The organism is Amycolatopsis sp. NPDC057786, from assembly GCF_042797905.1.
Lineage (GTDB): Bacteria > Actinomycetota > Actinomycetes > Mycobacteriales > Pseudonocardiaceae > Amycolatopsis.
On sequence record NZ_JBHVKW010000001.1, the window covers coordinates 201,173 to 219,829 of the forward strand.

The window sequence follows — 18,657 nt, forward strand, 5'->3', positions numbered from 1 at the left end:
CACGCCAACAAAAACGGAACAGACGACATGTCATCTCAAGGTCGTGTTCCGTAAACCAGGCTCGGCCACACTAGTCAGGCATGACCCTCCTGTCCTCAAGGCCGCCTCAGCCCGTCGAGCCGGGGCTGGTGTCGAGGGCCCTCGAAGTGGCCGGTCGGCTGGCCAACGACGCGACCGACGTGATCACCGCGACCGCGGGCCGGGGCGCCCAACCCGATCCGAAGGACTCGCCCTTCGATTGGGTCACCGACACCGACCGCATCCTCGAACGCCACACCCGCCGCGTGCTGACCGCGGAATTCCCCGGCATCCCCGTCGTCGGCGGTGAATTCGGTGCCGACCACGGAGCCGACGTCGCGGAATACCGCTGGGTCGTCGACCCGGTCGACGGCACCGCGAACTACGTCGCCGGTGTCCCCTGGTGCGCGTACAGCCTCGCGCTGATCGACGCTTCGGGACCGGTGGTGGGTGTGGTCGCGGACCCGTACCGCGCCCAGATCTACGCCGCCGCGCGCGGCAGGGGCGCGCGGGCGAACGGCAAACCGATCACGCTCACCGACCGGTGCGGGATCGCCGGGGCGATCGTCTGCACGGAACTCACGCGCAAGGGTGTCTGGCCGGGGATGGGCCAGTTCATCGAACGGGCCGCCGCCGCGCACGCCGGGGTCCGGGTGCTCGGCTCGGCGGCGCTGGCGATCGCGCAGGTCGCGCTGGGGCACGCGGCCGCGGCGGTGCTGCACAGCTACCGCGAATGGGACGTCGCCGGATCGGTCGCGCTGGCCATCGAGGCGGGGGCCGTGGTCCTGGACCGGCACGGGGAGGGCGCGGCCCTGCCTGTCGACGCGCTCTTGGTCGCGGCGCCGGGGGTGGCCGACGAGGTCTTGGGCTGGTGGCAGGAGTCGGTCGGCTGAGTTACGCCTCTGATCACGCGAGTTACGCCTCCAAGCACGCGAGTTACGCCCCTGATCACGCGAGTTCGCCTTCCGATCACGCGAGTCGTCCGTCTGATCACACGTGTTCGCCGGTTCCGCACGGCAAGCTCGCGCGACTGAGCACGGAACTCACGTGATTGGGCGCGAGATTCGCGTGATTGGGGGCGTAACTCGTGTGATCAGACGGACGACTCGGCGAGCGAGCGCCGGTAAGCCAGGCGCTGCCGCCGGATCCACCACAGCAGCGGGCCGGCGATCAGCCAGGTGAAGAAGATCATGCTGCCCAGCGGCAGCAGCGTGTTCGCCGCCGAGCGACCGGCCACCCGCGCGAGTTCCGGGTCGCCGACGTCGTACTCGATGTTCACCAGCTGCCCGGCGGCCAGCCCGGCCGGGTAGAGCACACCGTTGGCCGGGCTGTGCATGATGCCGTCGGGGGTCGCGTAGTTGATGATCGTGCGGTCGAAGGCCACCGACTCGACCTGCGCCGTCGCCTGCCCGAGCTGCGCTTCGATCGCGCTGTCGTTCCGGATGGCGGCGAACAGCAGCGAGACACCGAGCACGGTGACGAGTGAGGCGACAACGAGGGCGGCATACCACCCGATGCGCCTCACCCGCTCCGTTTTGGCCGTCACGCCGCGAGCGTAGCGCTACCCGTCAGTGGGCGTGTCGCTCGGCGAGGAATTCGTGGGTCGCCTTGATCTGCGGGTACGACTTCGGTGCGACAGGCGCCACAGCGGACCGCTGAGCCGCGGCGGGCACACCGTTCGGGCCCACGGCGGGCTTGCCCTTGGTGTACAGCCACGTCTGGAACAGGTCGTACAGCGGCTTGCCCGAGATCCTCTCCGCCAGCGCGATGAACTCCGGGATCACCGCCGACTTGGCCTTCTTCACCTGCTGCCAGGTCTGAAGGATCCGGAAGAACGTGTCGTCGCCCACAGCCTTGCGCAACGCGTGCACCGCGAGCGCCCCACGGTCGTAGACGGCCGCGTCGAACTGGTTGTCCGCGCCAGGGTCGGCGGGCAGGACCTGCCAGAACGGGTCCTCGGCCGGCACCGAGTCGTAGATGTACTGGGCGAGTTCGTCGGCCGTGCCCTCGCCTGCCTCCTCCGACCACAGGAATTCGCCGTAGGAGGCGAAGCCCTCGTTCAGCCAGATCTCGCTCCACTTGCCGAGCGTGACGCTGTTGCCGAACCATTGGTGCGCCTGCTCGTGCGCGACAATCGACGTGTTGGAGCCGGACCGGAAGGCCCTGGCGCCGTAGACCGGCCGCGTCTGGTTCTCCAGCGCGAAGGTGATGCCGGTGGTGACGACGCCGCCCTGCGCCTCGAACGGGTAGGGCCCGAACTTCGAGGCGAGGAATTCGGTGATCTCCGGCGTCCGCTCGATGCTGGCCTTGGCCGCGCCGAGCGATTCGCCGAGATCGGCGCCGTAGGCGGTGATGAACGGCTGGCCGTCCGGCGTGGTCTGCTGGTTGACCTCGAACTTGCCGACCTCCAGCGACGTGAGGTACGTCGCCTGCGGTTTGGTGCTGCGCCAGTTCCAGCGCGTCCAGCCGGGCCGCTGCACCGTCTTGCGCACGAGCGTGCCGTTCGACAACGCGGCGACGTCGTTCGGGACCTCGACCGAGACGTCGTAGGTGGCCAGGTCGGTCGGGTGGTCGTTGGACGGGAACCACCAGGCCGCGCTCTGCGGCTCGTCGACGGCCAGCGCGCCGTCCGGGGTCTTCTTCCAGGCGGTGAAGCCGTCGATCTTCACCTTCGACGGCGTGTCCGCGTAGGCGACGACGACGGTCGCCGTCTGGCCCTTCTTCAGCGGCGAGGCAGGCGTGACGGTCAGCTCACCGGTGCCGTCGGTCGACGTCGCGAACTTCGCGGGCCGGTTGTTGACCCGGACGCTCGACACCTTCAGCCCGAAGTCGAGGTTGAACGCCGAGAGGTCCTGCGTCGCGGTGAGCAGGATCGTCGTGGCGCCGGACAGCAGGTCGGTCGCGGGCTGGTAGGTCAGCCGGAGGTCGTAGTGACCGACGTCGTAGCCGCCGTTCCCGGCATGCGGGTAGTACGGGTCGCCGATGCCGATCGAGCCGGGCGCGGGTGCGGCGGCCGCGGTGCCCACGAGCAGCACCGAGACGACGCCCGCGGTCAATCCGGCGAAGCCGGCGCGAGTCTTCAAGCGCATTGCGAATCCTCCCAGGATTTGTCAGCGCGCTCGAACGTAGCCAGCCGATCAGCGCGGAGACACGTCCGAAGGAGGGGTTCCTAGCTTCTGGAATTCCGCTAGACAGCCCGCACGGCCGACGACACCGCCGTACGGAGGCGCGCGTGCAGCTCGCGGTGGCGCGTTCGGTCCACGCGGACCTCCACCACCCGCAGCCCCGGCGCGGGCTTCAGCGCCGCACGGAACTCCGTGAGCGTCTCGGCGACGACGTGCGGCACGCGGTAACCGGCGCACAGAGCACCGAGGTCGGCGCCGTGCGGCGTGCCGAAGACCCGCTCGAAGCTGGCGTTGTGCTCGGGCGCGCCCTGTTCCAGCAGGGAGAAGATGCCGCCGCCGTCGTCGTTGAGCACCACGATCGTCAGGTCGGGACGCTGTTCGGCGGGCCCGGTCAGCAGGCCGCTCGCGTCGTGCAGGAACGTGAGATCGCCGAGCAGGGCGTACGAATGTCCCCTGTGGACGGTCGCGGCGCCGATCGCGGTCGACACCATGCCGTCGATCCCGGCGACGCCGCGGTTGCGGTGCACGAGGACGTCGGGCCGCAGCCGTCCGGCGAGGGCGACGTCACGGGTCGGGTTGGACGAGCCGACGACCAGCAGCGACCCCTCCGGGACCGCGTCGACCAGCTCGGTCGCCAAGCGCAGCCCGCTCGGCCACGGCTCGTCGGCCAGCGCTTCGGTGACCGCCCCCGCCGCCGCCTTGTCCGCGCGCTGCCAGCTCGCCAACCACTCCGGATCGGCCGGTTTGGTCGGCTCGTCGAACCACTGGCCGACCTGGCGGACGTTGTGCGCGGGCGCGGGCCAGTCCGAATCGGGCCGGACCAGCAGCACCTCGACGTCCGGATCGGACAGCACCCGCTGGACCTGCCGGAACACCGTCGGGCGCCCGATGCACAGGACCTGTTCGGGTTTGTGCCGCGAGATGAACTCCTCGACGCCGAGCAGCCACGCGCCCGACGAGATCGCCGTCGCGCCCGCCATCCCGATGCCGCCGGTCTCGGAGACGACCGGCCAGCCGTGCAGCTCGGCCCATTCGCTGGCCGCCTGCACGCCGGTGTCGCACGCGATCACCAGACCGTGGCGCGCCGAGGGCACCACGAACGAGGGAAGCGCGCCGAAGTCGGGAAGCTCCGTCCAGCGAGCGCCGTCGGGACGACCTTCGAGTGACTCGTACCACTCGCCGTCATCATCGATGTCCGGCACGAGCGGCTCCCGGAACGGGATGTTCAGGTGCACCGGCCCGCAGCGCCATTCGCCGTAAGCGGCGTTCCAGGCGCGGCAGATCTGGCCACGCCAGTACGAGTTCTGCCCGGCGCGGCGTTCGGCGACGGCGAGCTCGTCGAAGTAGCGGACGGCGTTGCCGTAGAGCTGGTGCTGGTCGATGACCTGGCTCGCGCCCGCGGCCCGCATCTCGGGCGGCCGGTCGGCGGTCAGCACGATCAGCGGGACCCCGGCACGGTCGGCCTCCAGCACGGCGGGGTGGAAGTTCGCGGCCGCGGTGCCCGAGGTGCACAGCACCGCCACCGGGCGGCCGGTGCGCGCGGCGATGCCGAGGGCGAGGAAGGCGGCGCCGCGTTCGTCGATGCGGACGTGCAGCTGGAGCCGTCCGGCGGCCGCCGCGTCGTACAGCGCGATCGACAGCGGGGCGTTGCGTGAGCCCGGGCAGAGGACGACGTGCGAGACGGTGTTGCGGACGAGTTCGTCGACGATGACCCTGGCCTGCGCGGTGGAAGGGTTCACCGGCAGACCTCGGGTTTCACACTACGACTCACGGCCACACGTCCTATTCTCCCAAACGTGGATGACGCCCAGGTTTCCGAGCTGTTCGACCCCGCCTTGTGGACGGAAGTCGAAGGTTTCGACTTCACCGACATCACCTATCACCGCTCCTCTGAGAGCCGCTCAGGCAAACGTGTCGTACGTGTCGCGTTCGACCGTCCCGAGGTCCGCAACGCCTTCCGCCCGCACACCGTCGACGAGCTGTACCGCGCGCTCGACCACGCGCGGATGAGCTCGGACGTCGGCTGCGTCCTGCTCACCGGCAACGGCCCATCGCCGAAGGACGGCGGCTGGGCGTTCTGCTCCGGTGGTGACCAGCGTATTCGCGGACGCTCCGGGTATCAGTACGCGGACGGGGAGACCTCCGACACGATCGATCCGGCCAGGGCCGGACGGCTGCACATCCTCGAGGTCCAGCGGCTGATCAGGTTCATGCCGAAGGTGGTCATCGCGGTCGTCCCGGGGTGGGCCGCCGGCGGCGGGCACTCGCTGCACGTGGTGTGCGACCTCACGCTCGCCTCGGCCGAGCACGCGCGGTTCAAGCAGACCGACGCCGACGTCGGCTCCTTCGACGGTGGCTACGGCTCGGCGTACCTTGCCAAGCAGGTCGGGCAGAAGTTCGCGCGGGAGATCTTCTTCCTCGGCCGCGAGTACACGGCCGAGCAGATGCAGGCGATGGGCGCGGTCAATTCCGCCGTCCCGCACGCGAAGCTCGAGGCCGAGGCGCTGGACTGGGCGTGGGCGATCAACGGCAAGTCCCCGACGGCGCAGCGGATGCTGAAGTACGCGTTCAACCTCACCGACGACGGTCTGGTCGGCCAGCAGCTCTTCGCCGGCGAAACCACCCGGCTGGCGTACATGCAGGACGAGGCCGTCGAAGGCCGCGACTCCTTCCTGGAGAAGCGCTCCCCCGACTGGTCGGCCTTCCCGTACTACTACTGACCTGCGTTTAGCGGGCTAAACGCGATCCGCGGGCGGACGTAGGGTGGAGCGATGCGTGCGGTAGGGGTGGACGGGAGTCCAGGGTCGATCGTCGAGCTGACCGCGGCCTTGGCCGAGGCGCTCGACGGTGGCCCCGCCGTCCTCCCCTACTCGTCGGAGCCCCTGCGGGACGCGATGGAGCCGGCGCGCCCGGCCGAGCCCGGGACGGCGGTGATCATCGCCACCTCCGGCTCCACCGGCGAGCCGAAAGGCGTGCTGCTGTCGGTGTCGGCGCTCACCGCGTCGGCTCACGCCACCCACGCACGGCTCGGCGGACCGGGTCACTGGTTGCTCGCGACCCCGGCGCACTACATCGGCGGGCTCCAGGTGCTGGTGCGTTCGCTGCTGGCCGGGACGACGCCGTCCGTGCTGCACGCCTCCGGTTTCCGGCCGGACGACTTCGCCGAAGCCGCCGCGCCGCTGCTGTCCCTGGACGGCCCGCGCTACACCGCGCTCGTGCCGACCCAGCTCGGGCGGCTGCTCGACGCGGGTGGCCCCGGTCTGGCGGCGGCCCGCGCTTTCGACGCGATCATCGTCGGCGCCGCGGCGACGACGGCGGATCTGCGCGAGCGCGCCGCCGAAGCGGGCGTGAAGATCGTGCCCGCGTACGGCATGAGCGAGACCGCGAGCGGCTGCGTCTACGACGGTGTACCGCTGGACGGAGTACGCGTCGAACTCGAGGACGAGCGGGTCTGTATCACGGGTGACGTGCTCGCGCACGGCTACCGGCTGCGACCCGACCTGACCGCGGAGGCCTTCGAGGACGGCCGGTTCCGCACTTCCGACCGCGGCCGGTGGTCGGCCGACGGGCGGCTGGAGATCCTCGGGCGGATCGACGACATGATCAACACCGGCGGGGTGAAGGTGGCCGCCGCGACCGTCGAGCGGATCTTGACCGCGCAGCCCGGAATCCGGGACGCGTGCGTGGTGGGAGTACCTGACCCCGAGTGGGGCGAAGCCGTCGTCGCGCTCGTCGTCGGCGCTGGTTGCGACGTCGATTCGCTGCGTGCCGCGTGCCGTGAAGAGGCAGGCGCGGCCGCCGCTCCGAAACGGGTCGAATTCGCCGAAGAGCTGCCGTTGCGAGGCCCCGGCAAGGTCGACAGGACGGCCGTCAGGAATCTCCTACGAAGGTCGTGAATTCCCCACCGATTACCGGGACGTTGTTGACATGATCATTACCCGCGGGTTTACGTCTACCTATGACGCGCTGGACACGCACCGTATTGGCCTGCACCGCCGTCACGATGGGACTGGTCGCTTTGGCCGGTCCCGCGCTGGCGGACGAACCGGAGACCGCCGTTCCGAACAGCGGCACGCTCACCTGGACCCTGGAAGACGCGATCGACGACCTCAAGTAGACCCGCATACCGGCCGGTAGTGGCCAGGGCCAGAATGGCGGCATGGCGACTGCTGGTGAATGGATCGAAGGGGCGCGCCCGCGGACGCTGCCGAACGCGGTGGCGCCGGTGGTCGCCGGAGTCGGCGCGGCGATCGCGCTCGACGGCTTCTCCTGGACCCGCTCGATTCTCGCGCTGCTCGTCTCGCTGGCGCTGATCGTCGGCGTCAACTACGCCAACGACTACTCCGACGGCATCCGCGGCACCGACGAGAACCGCGTCGGCCCGCTACGGCTGGTCGGCTCCGGAGTCGCGAAGCCGAAGGCCGTCCTGACGGCCGCTCTCGTGGCCCTCGGGCTCGCCGGCATCCTCGGGCTCGTGCTCGTCGCGATCAGCGGGCTGTGGTGGCTGCTGGCGATGGGCGCGGTCTGCATCCTCGGCGCCTGGTTCTACACCGGCGGCAAGAAGCCTTACGGCTACTACGGTTTCGGCGAGATCGCGGTCTTCGTCTTCTTCGGGCTGGCCGGTGTGCTCGGCACCGTGTACGTCCAAGCCGGACAGCTCAGCTGGACCGCGCTCGGCTGCGCGGTCGCCGTCGGCTCGTTCTCGACCGGTGTGCTGACCGCCAACAACCTCCGTGACATCCCGACCGACATCGAGTCCGGCAAGCGCACCCTCGCCACCCGGCTCGGCGACGGCGGCATCCGTCGCCTTTACCTGACGCTGGTCGCCGTCCCGTACGTCGTGAGCGTGCTGCTCGCCTTCGTGACGCCGTGGGCACTGCTGGGCCTGCTGACCGCGCCGCTGCTGCTGAAGTCCGTCAAGGCCGTCGGCGGCGGGGCGCAGGGGCGGGCGCTGATCCCGGCACTGCGGGACACCGGGTTCGCGATGCTGGGGTGGGCGGTGCTGACCGCGGTGGCGCTGGCGCTGTGAGGCCGTCACCAGACCTTTGATGCGGGACCGTGTGGATTTTGGGGCGTTGGATGACCCGAAATCCACACAGTGGGTGCGAAAGGGCCGGTCACGCTAGCGCTGGCTCACGGAAGCCCCGAACGTCGCTCGGGGGATGAACGCACCATTCATCACTTGAGTATTTCGCTTAAGACCACTGCCTGTAGTACTCCGGCTTCTGGGCGACCACTAAATGCGGCCCAGGCGATAGCAAAGGTCCCTTGCTCTTTTGGTGATCCGGCGAACCTGAGGTAGGCCGCCCAGCCGGACGTTGCGGCCGGACGGGAGCCTCAGGCCTCCGGGGCGAGCTTCCCGCTCACCAGGAACTCCCGGAACTTCTCCAGGTAAGGCGCGATGTCGATGTTCTTCTGCGCCAGCCACGCGTCGTCGTAGTACGTGTTGGCGTACCGCTCCCCGCCGTCGCACAGGAGCGTGACGATGCTGCCCGCCTGGCCTTCCGAGACCATCCGGGAGATCAGCGTGAACGCGCCGAAGAGGTTCGTCCCGGTCGAGCCGCCTGCCCAGTGCCCGGTCCGCTCGCGCAGCACGCGGATGGCCGCCAGCGAAGCGGCGTCGGGCACCTGGAACATCTCGTCGATCACGCCGGGCACGAACGACGGCTCGACACGCGGCCGTCCGATCCCCTCGATCCGCGAAGGCATGCCGGTGCTGTAGTCGAGCGCCCCGGTCTGCCAGGCGCCGAAGAACGACGAGTTCTCCGGGTCGACGACGGCGATCTTCGTGGTGTGCCGCTTGTAGCGCACGTAGCGGCCGAAGGTCGCGCTCGTGCCGCCGGTCCCGGCGCCGACGACGATCCACGTCGGCACGGGGTGCCGCTCGGACTGCATCTGCGCGTACACCGATTCGGCGATGTTGTTGTTCCCGCGCCAGTCCGTCGCACGCTCCGCGTAGGTGAACTGGTCGAGGTAGTGGCCGTTGCACTCCGAAGCGAGCCGTTCGGCCTCCGGGTACATGTCCGGCGCGCGGTCGACGTAGTGGCATTCGCCGCCGTAGAACTCGATGAGCGCGATCTTCTCCGGCGACGTGCTGCGCGGCACCACGGTGATGAACCGCAACCCGAGCATCCGCGCGAAGTACGCCTCCGAAACCGCCGTCGAGCCGCTGGACGCCTCGACGAGCACGGTGTCCGGCCCGATCTGGCCGTTCACCAGGCCGTACAGGAACAGCGAACGCGCGAGCCGGTGCTTGAGCGAGCCGGTCGGGTGGACGGACTCGTCCTTCAGGTACAGGTCCACGCCCCATTCCGGGGGCAGCGGGAAGACGTGGAGGTGCGTGTCCGCGCTGCGGTTCGCGTCGGCCTCGATGATGCGGACGGCTTCGCGGACCCAGCTCCGGCTCTGCAGGAGGCTCACGCTGCGCCGTCCACCCGGTCGCCGCGCAGCTGCGAGCGCAGTTCGGCACGGGCGCGAGCGCGCTTTTCGTTGCGGCGGGCGAGCCCGGCGGTCACGCGCGCGTTCAGCGGGCGGAACAGCAGCAGGCCCAGCGGCAGCCCGACGACCAGGCCGATCAGCAACGCGACCAGCAGCGGGACATTGACCAGCAGCAAGCCGCCTGCGATGACCCCGACCAGGAGAAACCTGGCCAGCACGTACAGCGTCAGGTCACGGGGCAGGTGATTATCGCTCACACCAACGCAGGCTACGCGTTGCCGTTGCGGCCGTCGTCCAGGCCCGCGTTGTTGGGCCGTCCTTCGAAGCGGGTGGAGAGCACGACGGTGGTATTCGTGCGGCCGACACCGGGGATCCGCCGCAGCCTGCCGAGGGTCCGCTCCAGATCGTCGACGGTCGCCACCCGCACCTTGACGACGAAGGCTTCGTCGCCGGCGACGGCGTAACAGCTTTCGACCTCGTCCAGGGCCCCGAGCGCCTCCGCGACGTCGTCCTCGGTCGCGGTGTCGGTGGGGTGGATGCCGACGAGCGCCGTCACCCCGAGTCCGACCGTGTTCGGGTCGACCATGGCGTGGTAGCCGGTGATCACGCCGGCGGCCTCGAGTTTGCCGACCCGTTCGTGCACTGATGAAGCCGAGAGCCCGACAGACCGGCCGAGGTCGGCGTAGGTAGCCCGCCCGTTCTCCCGTAATGCCGCGATGATCTTCCGATCCACCTGGTCCACCGCTACACCTTAGGTGCCACGGCCCGATTCGCGTGATCAGGGCGCGTTTTCATACATCCGTGACAAGACCGCGGGGGCCGGAGGCCGCATGTCGCGGTTGTCGGTTTTGACCTTTAAGGGCTCTTTACTGTTGGACAACCGTTCGAGTACCTGACGGGTGAGATGCAACGATTGCCGTGTTGGCTACCCGGCACGACGGGCACAGGGCCCGCCTCCGGTTTAGCACTGGAACCGTGAAGGAGGCGGAAAATGACCGCGACCATGGGCGGCAGGTTGCTCACCCCCGGCGAAGTGGCGGCTCTGTTCCGGGTCGACCCCAAGACCGTGACCCGCTGGGCGACCGCGGGCAGGATCGGCTCGATCCGCACTCCCGGCGGGCACCGCCGGTTCCGCGAGGCCGAGGTGAACGAACTCCTCGCCGAGCTCACCACCGACGCCAGCGAGCCCGCTCGCAAGGCCTGAGCAGGCATTTCCCGCAAAAAGGACTCCAGTGACGAAGGGCTTGTAACCGCCCTTCGTCACATTGGGGTATCCATGAGTCCCCCCGCGCCCGGCAAAGGGGCTAGCCTCGTGGGACCGAACAACGTCCTCCACGCGGAAAGGGACCGAGCATGATCTATCTGCTCGCGGCCATCGGAGCGCTCACCGTCGCCGTCGTGTTGTGGCGCGCGTTCGGGATCGAGCGCGTCGGGGTGCCCTCGTCGCGACCGACGCTGGCCCCCGACGACGACCCCGACTTCCTGCGCAAGCTCGGTGAGCAGCAGCGCAAAGGTAAAGACGAGGACAAAGAGTAAAGAGCGGGACTAGGGCTGGATCGGCTGGTACTGCTGGCCACCGAAACCGTCGGCGACGGTGGCCGCCAGTTCCAGCAACGCCAGCCTGGTGTCCGCGTCGAGCCGGTCCAGCTCGATCTCGGCGCCCTCTTCCAGATGCGGATCGAACGGGATCCGGCACACCGAACGGACACGCGCGCCGAAGTGCGCGGAGAGCTTGTCGAGATCGACGGAGCCACCCTTCGGCCGCACCGAGTTGATCACCGCGACGGACCGTTTGACCAGGTCACCGTAGCCGTGAGCCTCCAGCCAGTCGAGTGTGGCCGAAGCGCTGCGCGCCCCGTCGACGGAGCCTGAAGAGACCACCACCAGCGCGTCCGCGACGTCCAGGACGCCCTTCATCGCCGAGTGCATCAAACCGGTCCCGCAGTCCGTGAGCACGATGTTGTAGAAGTGCTCCAGCAGGTTGACCGTGCGCCGGTAGTCGTCCTCGGAGAAGGCCTCGGAAACCGCCGGGTCCTGCTCGCTGGCGAGGATCTCCAGCCTGCTCCCGCCCTGGGAGGTGTACGAACGGACGTCGCTGTACCTGGTGATCTTGTCCGCGTCCCGCAGCAGGTGCCGGACGGTCGCGGTGGTCTCGATCGGGATCTTCTGCGACAGCGTCCCGCGGTCCGGGTTCGCGTCGACGGCGACGACCCGGTCACCGCGCAGCGAAGCGAACGTCGAGCCCAGCGTGGTCGTCGTGGTGGTCTTGCCGACGCCGCCCTTGAGGCTCAGCATCGCGATCTTGTAGCACCCGCGCAGCGGCTGGTTGATCTGCGCGATCAGCTCGCGCTTGCGCGTGTCCTTGGGGCTCTCGCCAGGGTTGACCAGCTTGCCGGTGCCCACGTAAAGAGCCTTGCGCCAGCCCGACTGCGGCTTGCGCTTCTGCGGCTTCACCAGGCTCGCGGTGGCGAGCTCGTCCGGGAGCGCGTGCCTGCCCTGCGGCTGCGGAAGCCCCGGCACCGCCTGCTGCTGTGGCGGCGCGTACTGCTGCTGGGGCGGGTACTGGGCGGCCTGCTGCGGCGGCGCCTGCTGGGGCTGCTGAGGGTGCAGCGGGGGCAGGTTCTGGTCGTAGGGCTGCTGGTACTGCCCCTGCGACGGCTGCGGCAACGGCGGCTGCTGTTGCTGCGGGTACTGAGCCTGGGCCTGCTGCGGCGGATACTGAGGCTGGACGACCTGGGTCGGCTCGGCCTCGAAGCCGCTCGCCGTCGGGTGCGGCGCCGAATCCGTCCGGTCCTCGGAGAACAACTCCGACGGCTGCCCGCTCTCGGTCGGTTCGGGGTGGCCAGGAGCCGATTCTTCGCTGGGTCCGGTCACCGCTGAATTCCTCCTCCGCGCACGTCTTCCCCCATACCTCAAGTATTGACGGTAGTCGGCACGCGCGCAGGGGCGGCGGTCAGCCCCCGGCGTAGGAGTGCAGGCCCGACGTCACCAGGTTCACGAAGAACATGTTGAAGATCGTCGCGGAGAATCCGACGATGTTGATGATCGCGGCCCGCTTCCCGCGCCAGCCCGCGGTGGCACGGGAGTGGAGGTACGCCGCGTAGACCACCCACGCCACGAAGGCGACGGTCTCCTTGGGGTCCCAGCCCCAGAACCGGCCCCACGCCGCCTCGGCCCACACCGCGCCGCAGAGCACGCCGAAGGTGAAGATCGGGAAGGCGAAGATGGTGGTGCGGTAGGCGATGCGGTCGAGCACGTCCGCCGCGGGCAGCTTCGGACCGAACTTGGCGAACTTCGCCGGGTTGTCGTCGTGCGCGGCGCGGAAAAGGTAAAGGACGCTCGCGACACCCGGCACCAGGAAGACACCGGAGCCGATGATCGCCGCGGAGACGTGGATGATCAGCCAGTACGACTGGAGCGCGGGCTGCACCGGCGCGGCCGTCGTGTACAGCATGGTGCCGTTGACGAACATCAGGATCACGACCGGCAGCAGCAGGAAGCCGGTGAGGTGGCGGACCGGGAACTTCCGCATGATGACGATCCAGGTCACGACCGCGATGAAGGTCGTGGCCATGCCGTATTCGTAGAGGTTGCCCCACGGCGCGCGGTGCACGGCGAACCCGCGCAGCACGATCGCGGCCAGGTGGAGCAGCGCGGCCAGCACCAGCAGCGCGGCGCCCATGCGGCCGATGCGCTCGGGGCGGCCGATCTCGCGCGAGGGCTCGACGGGTGTCCCGTAGGCAGGCGGACCGCCCGCGCCGACCAGCTCGCGCGCCTTCTGCTTGCTGCGCTCGGCCGCCAGACGGCCCTTCGCGCCGAAGCCCTGCTCGATGAGGGCGAACATCAGCGCGAGGACGTAGATCGCCGCCGCGGTGGTGTAGGAGTAGTCGCTGTACTGGGACAGCGTCTCGTTGATCGGCATGACCTCTAGTTGCCTCTCTGCCCCTGGACCAGCTTGCCGCTGATCCGCTGGAACTCTTCGCCGTAGCCCGCCTGATCGGTGCGCGCCAGCCCAGCGACCTCGATCACGGTACCCGTCTCGCCTTCGCGCGCCGGGGTCACCCGGACCCACACCCGGCGCCGTTTGACCAGCAGCGATCCCGCCAGCCCGATCAGCATCGCGACCGCGCAGACCAGCACCCAGCCCTGCACCGGATCGTGCGAGACCTGGATCGCGACCCATTCCTGGACGCCGTCGAAGCGCACCTTCGTGCCGTCGTCCAGCACGGTCTCCTGGCCTTGGTCGAGGTTCTGCCGCGTGAGCTTCTTGAGCCTGCCGTCCTCGACGAGCGACTGGTCGATCTGGAAGATCGACTGGCCGCGGCCGGCGTCGAGACCGAGGTCGCCGCGGTAGATGTCGACGGCCACGGCGGGCTTGTTCGCCTCGGGCCGCGAAGACGTGAGCACGTTGCCGTGCAGGAACGCGGTCGGCGCGAGCAGACCGGTGATGGCGAGCTGGCGGGTGCGGCGTTCGATCGGGTCGGCGATCCCCGGCTGGTCGATCTTCGTCGCGCCTTCGGAGAGCTTCGTCGGCTCGTCGGCGGGACGCCATGGGGTGATGTTGGTGCGCACCGTGCCGTCGGGGAAGGTCACGGTGAACTTCGGGGAGTAGCCGAAGTTCAGCAGGTACACGCGGTCTCCCGCGGTGCGCAGCGGCGAGTTGACCTCGAGCCCGTACGGTTTCCACGCGCCGGTCTTCAGGTCTTCGCCGGACTGGTACTCCATGTTGGAGTGGTAGTAGTTCGCCTGCCCGTTCTCGGTGTAGCGCGCCTCGAAGTCCTTGAGGCGGATGCAGAACGCGTTGAGGTCGGTGCCGTCGACGCGCAGCCCGGCGTTGAAGGTGTCGTAGCCGAGGATCCCGGAGTTGCACCACGGGCTGCCGTCGGCCTGGACGATGACCTGGCCTTCGTAGCCGAACATCTTGCCCAGCGCGAAGAAGATGATCAGGCCGAGCATGCCGAAGTGGAAGACGAGGTTGCCGGTCTCGCGGAGGTACCCGCGTTCGGCGGAGATGCTCCGGCTTCCGTCGGCCTCTTCGCGCTCGACACGGCGCCAGCCCTTGAGCAGCGTGTGCGTGTCCTTCAAGACCGTCTCGGGGGTCCGGTCGGTCGTGGTGGACACGTGGTGCGGCATCCGCGAAAGCTTGCGCGGCGTGAGCACCGGCTTCGCGCGCATCGCCTTCGCGTACTCGAAGCTGCGCGGCGCGAGGCAGCCGATGAGCGAGACCATCAGCAGGATGTAGATCGCCGAGAACCAGACGCTGCCGTAGACCTCGAAGAACTGCAGGCGGTCGAGCAGCTCTCCCCACCAGCCGTGCGCGGCGATGTACTCGTCGGTCTTGGCGACGTTGAGGTTCCGCTGCGGCAGCAGCGCGCCGGGCATCGCGGCGAGCGCGAGCAGGAACAGCAGCACCAGCGCGGTGCGCATCGACGTCAGTCCACGCCAGGTGTTGCGCAGGAACGCGGAGACGCGCTTGAGCGGCGTCTGACGGTATTCAGTGGTCACAAGGGCAGCCTGAGGTCGTTCACGAGGGTGTTCCGGATCCAGCCGATCATGTCGCCCCACAGCCCGGTCACCAGCAGGATGCCGACGATCATCAGCAGGACACCGCCGAAGACCTGCACCTGACGGCCGTGGCGGCGCAGCCAGTCGGTGGCGCGGACGGCCCAGCGGGCGCCGAGCGCGATGAGGAGGAACGGGACGCCGAGGCCGAGGCAGTACACCAGGATCAGCAGGTAGCCGCGGGCGGCGGCGCCGCCGGTGGCGCTGGCCAAGGTGGTGACCGCCGACAGCGTCGGGCCGATGCACGGCGTCCAGCCGAGCCCGAAGACCGCGCCGAGCACGGGCGCGCCCCAGAGTCCGCCGCGCGGGACGTGGTGCGAGCGGAACTCGCGCTGCAGCCCCGGGATCCAGCCGAGGAACACCAGCGCCATCGCGATCGTCAGCACGCCACCGAGGCGCTGGAGGAGGTCCATGTTGAGCTGGACGACGTCGGCGATCCACACCAGCGTCCCCAGCGTCACCACGAAGACGACGGTGAACCCGAGCACGAACAGCGCCGCCGCGCCGACGACGGCGTAGCGGCCCTTCTTGCGCCCCTCGTCGGGGCTGACCGCCGGGGCGTCCGCACCGACCAGCGCCGCCAGGTACGCCAGGTACCCGGGCACCAGTGGCACGACGCACGGCGACGCGAAGGAGATCGTCCCGGCCAGCAGCGCCACGCCCGCTGCGAACAGCAGCGGACCTGAGAGCGCCAGCTCGGTAACACCATTCACGCAAAGGAGCGTAGGCAGTGTGGTCGAGGTGAAAACGCCGGGGCTGGCCGAACGGGACCTACGTCGCACCCGGTCAGGACCTTGGTCCCGGTGGGCTGAAAGCGTCCTTCACCGCATAGGACGCGGTGAAGGACGCTTTCGCTGCGTCAGATGCGGTGAAAGTCCCCTTCAGCGCCTTCGGTCGTCGAGTCCGTGCCCGCAGCGGTCAGGCGGGTTCGGCCGCCAGGCGTTCGACGACGGGCAGCAGGTCCGACGCCAGCAGGTCCCGCAGGAACACCGCGGCGACGCGGTGCTGTTTGTCCAGCACGATCGTCGACGGGATGATGTTGCGCGGATAACCCGAAAGCTGCAGCAGCGTCCGCCCCGACGGGTCGTAGATCGACGGGTACGTCAGCTTCCGGTCCCGCATGAAGTCCTGCGCCGGCGCACGGTCGTTGTCCCGCAGGTCGATGCCGACCACCTGGACACCGGACGCCTTGGTCTGGTCGTAGACCTTCTGCATCTCCGGCGCCTCGACGCGGCACGGCCCGCACCACTGACCCCACAGGTTCAGCACGATGACCTTGCCGGGGAAGTCCGCGATCGAGAGCTGCTTGCCCTCGTTCATCAGGTCGTCGCCGGACAGCGTCGGCGACGGCTGGCGGTCCGCGACGTCGTAGGTGATGTCGACCTTCCCGCCCGGCGACACGAAATTGAACGAGCCGCCGGTGACGACGGCGTCCTTGCCGGTGGTGCAGCCGGTGACGACGAGCGCGAGCCCGACGACGGCCGCCACGAGTCGCTTCATGCGCCGGTCACCTTCGGGTCGGTCGTGCCGGCGGGCTCGCTGTAGACGATCCGCACGAGTTCTTCGCCCTCGAAGACCAGGCTTGTCAGCGACGCGAGCGAGCACTGCCGGTTGCGCGGGTCGTGCCAGAGCCGCTTCGCCTCCAGGAACCGCCGCACGGTCCAGATCGGCAGCTGGTGCGAAACGCACAGCGCCTCGTGGCCCTCGGCCGCCCGCCGCGCGCGGTGGATCGCGCCGAGCATGCGGTGCGCGATCTCGACGTACGGCTCGCCCCAGGACGGCCGGAACGGGTTGACCAGCTTCGGCCAGTGCTTCGGCTGGCGAAGGGCGCCATCGCCGACGGCGACACGCTCGCCCTCGAACTGGTTGTCCGCCTCGATGAGCCGATCGTCGGTGTCGACGTCGAGGCGGTGCGCGGCGGCGATCGGCGCCGCGGTCTCCTGCGCGCGCTGAAGCGGCGAAGCGACGACGTACGTGATGTCGTGCTTCGCGACGGCTTCGGCGACCGTCAGCGCCTGGCGCTGTCCGCGGTCGGAAAGCTTGAAGCCGGGCAGGCGGCCGTAAAGGATCTTGTCCGGGTTGTGCACCTCGCCGTGGCGGAGCAGGTGCACGATCGTCGTCTCACTCACGCCTGGACCGCCTCGGCGGCGGCGCGCGCGGCGACCCGCAACGCGGACTCGATGATCTCGAACTCGGCGTCGCCCATGGCCGCGTTGACGAACCACGCCTCGTACGCGCTCGGCGGCGCGTACACGCCGTTGTCCAGCAGCGCGTGGAAGAACGCCGGGAACCGCCAGGTCTCCGCGGCCTGCGCGCCCGGGTAGTTCGTCACCGGGTTCTCGCTGAAGAACACGCTGACCAGGTTGCCCGCGTACTGCACGGTGTGCGTGACACCCGCCTCGGTGAGCGACCGGTCGAACAGGTCGCCGAGCCGCTTCGCGTTGGCGTCGAGGGCCGCGTACACGGCGTCGCCGGCCGCGCGCAGCGTCGCGAGCCCGGCGGCGACGGCGACGGGGTTCCCCGACAGCGTCCCCGCCTGGTACACCGGCCCGCCAGGGGCCAGCTTCGCCATCACGTCGGCGCGGCCGCCGAAGGCCGCGGCGGGAAGCCCACCGGACATCACCTTGCCGAAGGTGTACAGGTCACCGGCGACGCCTTCGAGGCCGAACCAGCCCGCCTTCGAGACACGGAACCCGGTCATCACCTCGTCCATGATCAGCAGCGCGCCGTACTCGCGCGCGATCTCCTTGAGGCCGGCGTTGAAACCGTCGACCGGCGCCACGGCGCCCATGTTGCCCGCGGCGGCTTCGGTGATGATCGCGGCGATCGAGTCCGGGTTGTCCACAAAGGACTTCCGGACCGCCTCGAGGTCGTTGTAGGGCAAGACGATCGTGTCGGCCGCCTGCGCGCCGGTGACACCGGGCGACGTCGGGAGGCCCAGGGTCGCGACGCCGGAGCCCGCTTCGGCGAGCAACGCGTCGACATGACCGTGGTAGCAGCCCGCGAACTTGATGATCTTCGCCCGGCCGGTGAACCCCCTGGCCAGCCGGATCGCGCTCATCGTCGCCTCGGTGCCGGAGTTGACCAGGCGCACCTGCTCCACCGGCTCGACGCGGCCGATGATCTCCTCGGCGAGTTCGACCTCGCCACGCGTCGGGGTGCCGAAAGACAGCCCGTCGACAGCGGCCTCGCGCGCGGCGGAGACGACGTCCGGATGCGCGTGTCCGAGGATCATCGGGCCCCACGACGAGACCAGATCGACGTAGCGGTTGCCGTCGGCGTCCCAGAGGTACGGACCCTCGCCGCGCACCATGAACCGCGGGGTGCCGCCGACGGAGTTGAAGGCCCGCACCGGGGAGTTCACCCCGCCCGGGACCACGGCCTTCGCTCGCTCGAACCATGCCTTGGACTGATCGACTCCGGTAGTCACTTCCCCAGTCTCGCAAATCACGGATGACACCCGCCGCCGAGTCCTCGCGGTTCCGGGCACGGCGTGACCAGGCCCACTAGGGTG

Annotated in this window: 20 protein-coding genes; 7 read left to right on the forward strand and 13 right to left on the reverse strand. The window is 69.4% G+C overall.

Annotated features, from left to right (window positions below; genetic code table 11):
* The first annotated feature begins 80 nt into the window (after window positions 1–80).
* Window positions 81–911 carry an inositol monophosphatase family protein gene (locus tag ACFVM3_RS00980; protein WP_378434370.1) on the forward strand — a complete coding sequence of 277 codons (831 nt, stop codon included), beginning with the start codon at window positions 81–83 and terminating at the stop codon, window positions 909–911.
* 200 nt (window positions 912–1,111) lie between these two features.
* On the opposite strand, the gene ACFVM3_RS00985 is transcribed toward ACFVM3_RS00980, so the two are convergent.
* The 3 genes from ACFVM3_RS00985 to menD all read right to left on the reverse strand — a co-directional run bounded on the left by ACFVM3_RS00985 (window position 1,112) and on the right by menD (window position 4,882).
* Complete coding sequence (locus ACFVM3_RS00985; RefSeq protein WP_378434372.1) at window positions 1,112–1,564, reverse strand: DUF3592 domain-containing protein; 453 nt, start codon at window positions 1,562–1,564, stop codon at window positions 1,112–1,114.
* 22 nt (window positions 1,565–1,586) lie between these two features.
* Window positions 1,587–3,107 carry a M1 family metallopeptidase gene (locus tag ACFVM3_RS00990; protein ID WP_378434374.1) on the reverse strand — a complete coding sequence of 507 codons (1,521 nt, stop codon included), beginning with the start codon at window positions 3,105–3,107 and terminating at the stop codon, window positions 1,587–1,589.
* Window positions 3,108–3,205: 98 nt separating this feature from the next.
* Window positions 3,206–4,882: a 2-succinyl-5-enolpyruvyl-6-hydroxy-3-cyclohexene-1-carboxylic-acid synthase gene (gene menD, locus ACFVM3_RS00995; protein WP_378434376.1), complete on the reverse strand. Its 1,677-nt coding sequence runs from the start codon at window positions 4,880–4,882 to the stop codon at window positions 3,206–3,208.
* Window positions 4,883–4,939: 57 nt separating this feature from the next.
* Between menD and ACFVM3_RS01000 the strand changes: the two genes are divergently transcribed.
* The 4 genes from ACFVM3_RS01000 (at window position 4,940) to ACFVM3_RS01015 (ending at window position 8,172) form a co-directional block, all read left to right on the forward strand.
* Entirely contained in the window at window positions 4,940–5,863 is a 924-nt protein-coding gene (locus tag ACFVM3_RS01000; protein WP_007030899.1) for a 1,4-dihydroxy-2-naphthoyl-CoA synthase, read from the forward strand.
* A gap of 51 nt (window positions 5,864–5,914) precedes the next feature.
* On the forward strand, window positions 5,915–7,039 hold the full coding sequence (gene menE / locus ACFVM3_RS01005) for an o-succinylbenzoate--CoA ligase (RefSeq protein WP_378434378.1): 1,125 nt from the start codon (window positions 5,915–5,917) through the stop codon (window positions 7,037–7,039).
* A gap of 62 nt (window positions 7,040–7,101) precedes the next feature.
* A complete protein-coding gene (locus tag ACFVM3_RS01010; protein ID WP_167337758.1) occupies window positions 7,102–7,260 on the forward strand; it encodes a hypothetical protein in 159 nt (52 codons plus the stop codon).
* A 42-nt stretch (window positions 7,261–7,302) separates the two neighbouring features.
* Window positions 7,303–8,172 (forward strand): 1,4-dihydroxy-2-naphthoate polyprenyltransferase, encoded by an 870-nt coding sequence (locus tag ACFVM3_RS01015; RefSeq protein ID WP_378434380.1) that lies wholly within the window; start codon window positions 7,303–7,305, stop codon window positions 8,170–8,172.
* A gap of 308 nt (window positions 8,173–8,480) precedes the next feature.
* On the opposite strand, the gene ACFVM3_RS01020 is transcribed toward ACFVM3_RS01015, so the two are convergent.
* From ACFVM3_RS01020 to ACFVM3_RS01030, 3 genes are read right to left on the reverse strand one after another with little or no spacing between them, the layout of a single operon-like run.
* Window positions 8,481–9,563: a PLP-dependent cysteine synthase family protein gene (locus tag ACFVM3_RS01020; RefSeq protein ID WP_378434382.1), complete on the reverse strand. Its 1,083-nt coding sequence runs from the start codon at window positions 9,561–9,563 to the stop codon at window positions 8,481–8,483.
* Complete coding sequence (locus ACFVM3_RS01025) at window positions 9,560–9,838, reverse strand: DUF4229 domain-containing protein (protein WP_007030895.1); 279 nt, start codon at window positions 9,836–9,838, stop codon at window positions 9,560–9,562. Before ACFVM3_RS01025 ends, ACFVM3_RS01020 begins: the two co-directional genes overlap by 4 nt.
* Before the next feature lie 11 nt (window positions 9,839–9,849).
* Complete coding sequence (locus ACFVM3_RS01030) at window positions 9,850–10,323, reverse strand: Lrp/AsnC family transcriptional regulator (RefSeq protein ID WP_199745570.1); 474 nt, start codon at window positions 10,321–10,323, stop codon at window positions 9,850–9,852.
* Window positions 10,324–10,572: 249 nt separating this feature from the next.
* Here ACFVM3_RS01030 and ACFVM3_RS01035 point away from each other — a divergent pair, with 249 nt between their 5' ends.
* Both ACFVM3_RS01035 and ACFVM3_RS01040 read left to right on the forward strand, forming a co-directional pair.
* Window positions 10,573–10,785, forward strand: coding sequence for a BldC family transcriptional regulator (locus tag ACFVM3_RS01035; RefSeq protein ID WP_378434384.1), 213 nt, complete (start codon window positions 10,573–10,575; stop codon window positions 10,783–10,785).
* A gap of 149 nt (window positions 10,786–10,934) precedes the next feature.
* Window positions 10,935–11,117, forward strand: coding sequence for a hypothetical protein (locus ACFVM3_RS01040; RefSeq protein ID WP_005151794.1), 183 nt, complete (start codon window positions 10,935–10,937; stop codon window positions 11,115–11,117).
* A gap of 9 nt (window positions 11,118–11,126) precedes the next feature.
* Here the strand turns inward: ACFVM3_RS01040 and ACFVM3_RS01045 are convergent, their stop codons facing one another.
* The 7 genes from ACFVM3_RS01045 to hemL form a co-directional block, all read right to left on the reverse strand.
* Entirely contained in the window at window positions 11,127–12,455 is a 1,329-nt protein-coding gene (locus tag ACFVM3_RS01045; protein ID WP_378434386.1) for a MinD/ParA family protein, read from the reverse strand.
* A 79-nt stretch (window positions 12,456–12,534) separates the two neighbouring features.
* Window positions 12,535–13,503, reverse strand: coding sequence for a c-type cytochrome biogenesis protein CcsB (ccsB, locus tag ACFVM3_RS01050; RefSeq protein WP_378434388.1), 969 nt, complete (start codon window positions 13,501–13,503; stop codon window positions 12,535–12,537).
* Window positions 13,504–13,508: 5 nt separating this feature from the next.
* Window positions 13,509–15,008, reverse strand: coding sequence for a cytochrome c biogenesis protein ResB (locus ACFVM3_RS01055; RefSeq protein ID WP_378434592.1), 1,500 nt, complete (start codon window positions 15,006–15,008; stop codon window positions 13,509–13,511).
* 74 nt (window positions 15,009–15,082) lie between these two features.
* Window positions 15,083–15,856 (reverse strand): cytochrome c biogenesis CcdA family protein, encoded by a 774-nt coding sequence (locus tag ACFVM3_RS01060; protein WP_378434390.1) that lies wholly within the window; start codon window positions 15,854–15,856, stop codon window positions 15,083–15,085.
* Between the two features lie 205 nt (window positions 15,857–16,061).
* Complete coding sequence (locus ACFVM3_RS01065) at window positions 16,062–16,643, reverse strand: TlpA disulfide reductase family protein (protein WP_125678893.1); 582 nt, start codon at window positions 16,641–16,643, stop codon at window positions 16,062–16,064.
* Window positions 16,640–17,272, reverse strand: coding sequence for a histidine phosphatase family protein (locus ACFVM3_RS01070; RefSeq protein WP_340684885.1), 633 nt, complete (start codon window positions 17,270–17,272; stop codon window positions 16,640–16,642). The genes ACFVM3_RS01065 and ACFVM3_RS01070 overlap by 4 nt, the downstream gene beginning before the upstream one ends.
* The gene (gene hemL, locus ACFVM3_RS01075) at window positions 17,269–18,573 is read right to left on the reverse strand and encodes a glutamate-1-semialdehyde 2,1-aminomutase (RefSeq protein WP_378434393.1); all 1,305 of its coding nucleotides are present in this window, start codon (window positions 18,571–18,573) and stop codon (window positions 17,269–17,271) included. Before hemL ends, ACFVM3_RS01070 begins: the two co-directional genes overlap by 4 nt.
* Window positions 18,574–18,657: the final 84 nt, after the last annotated feature.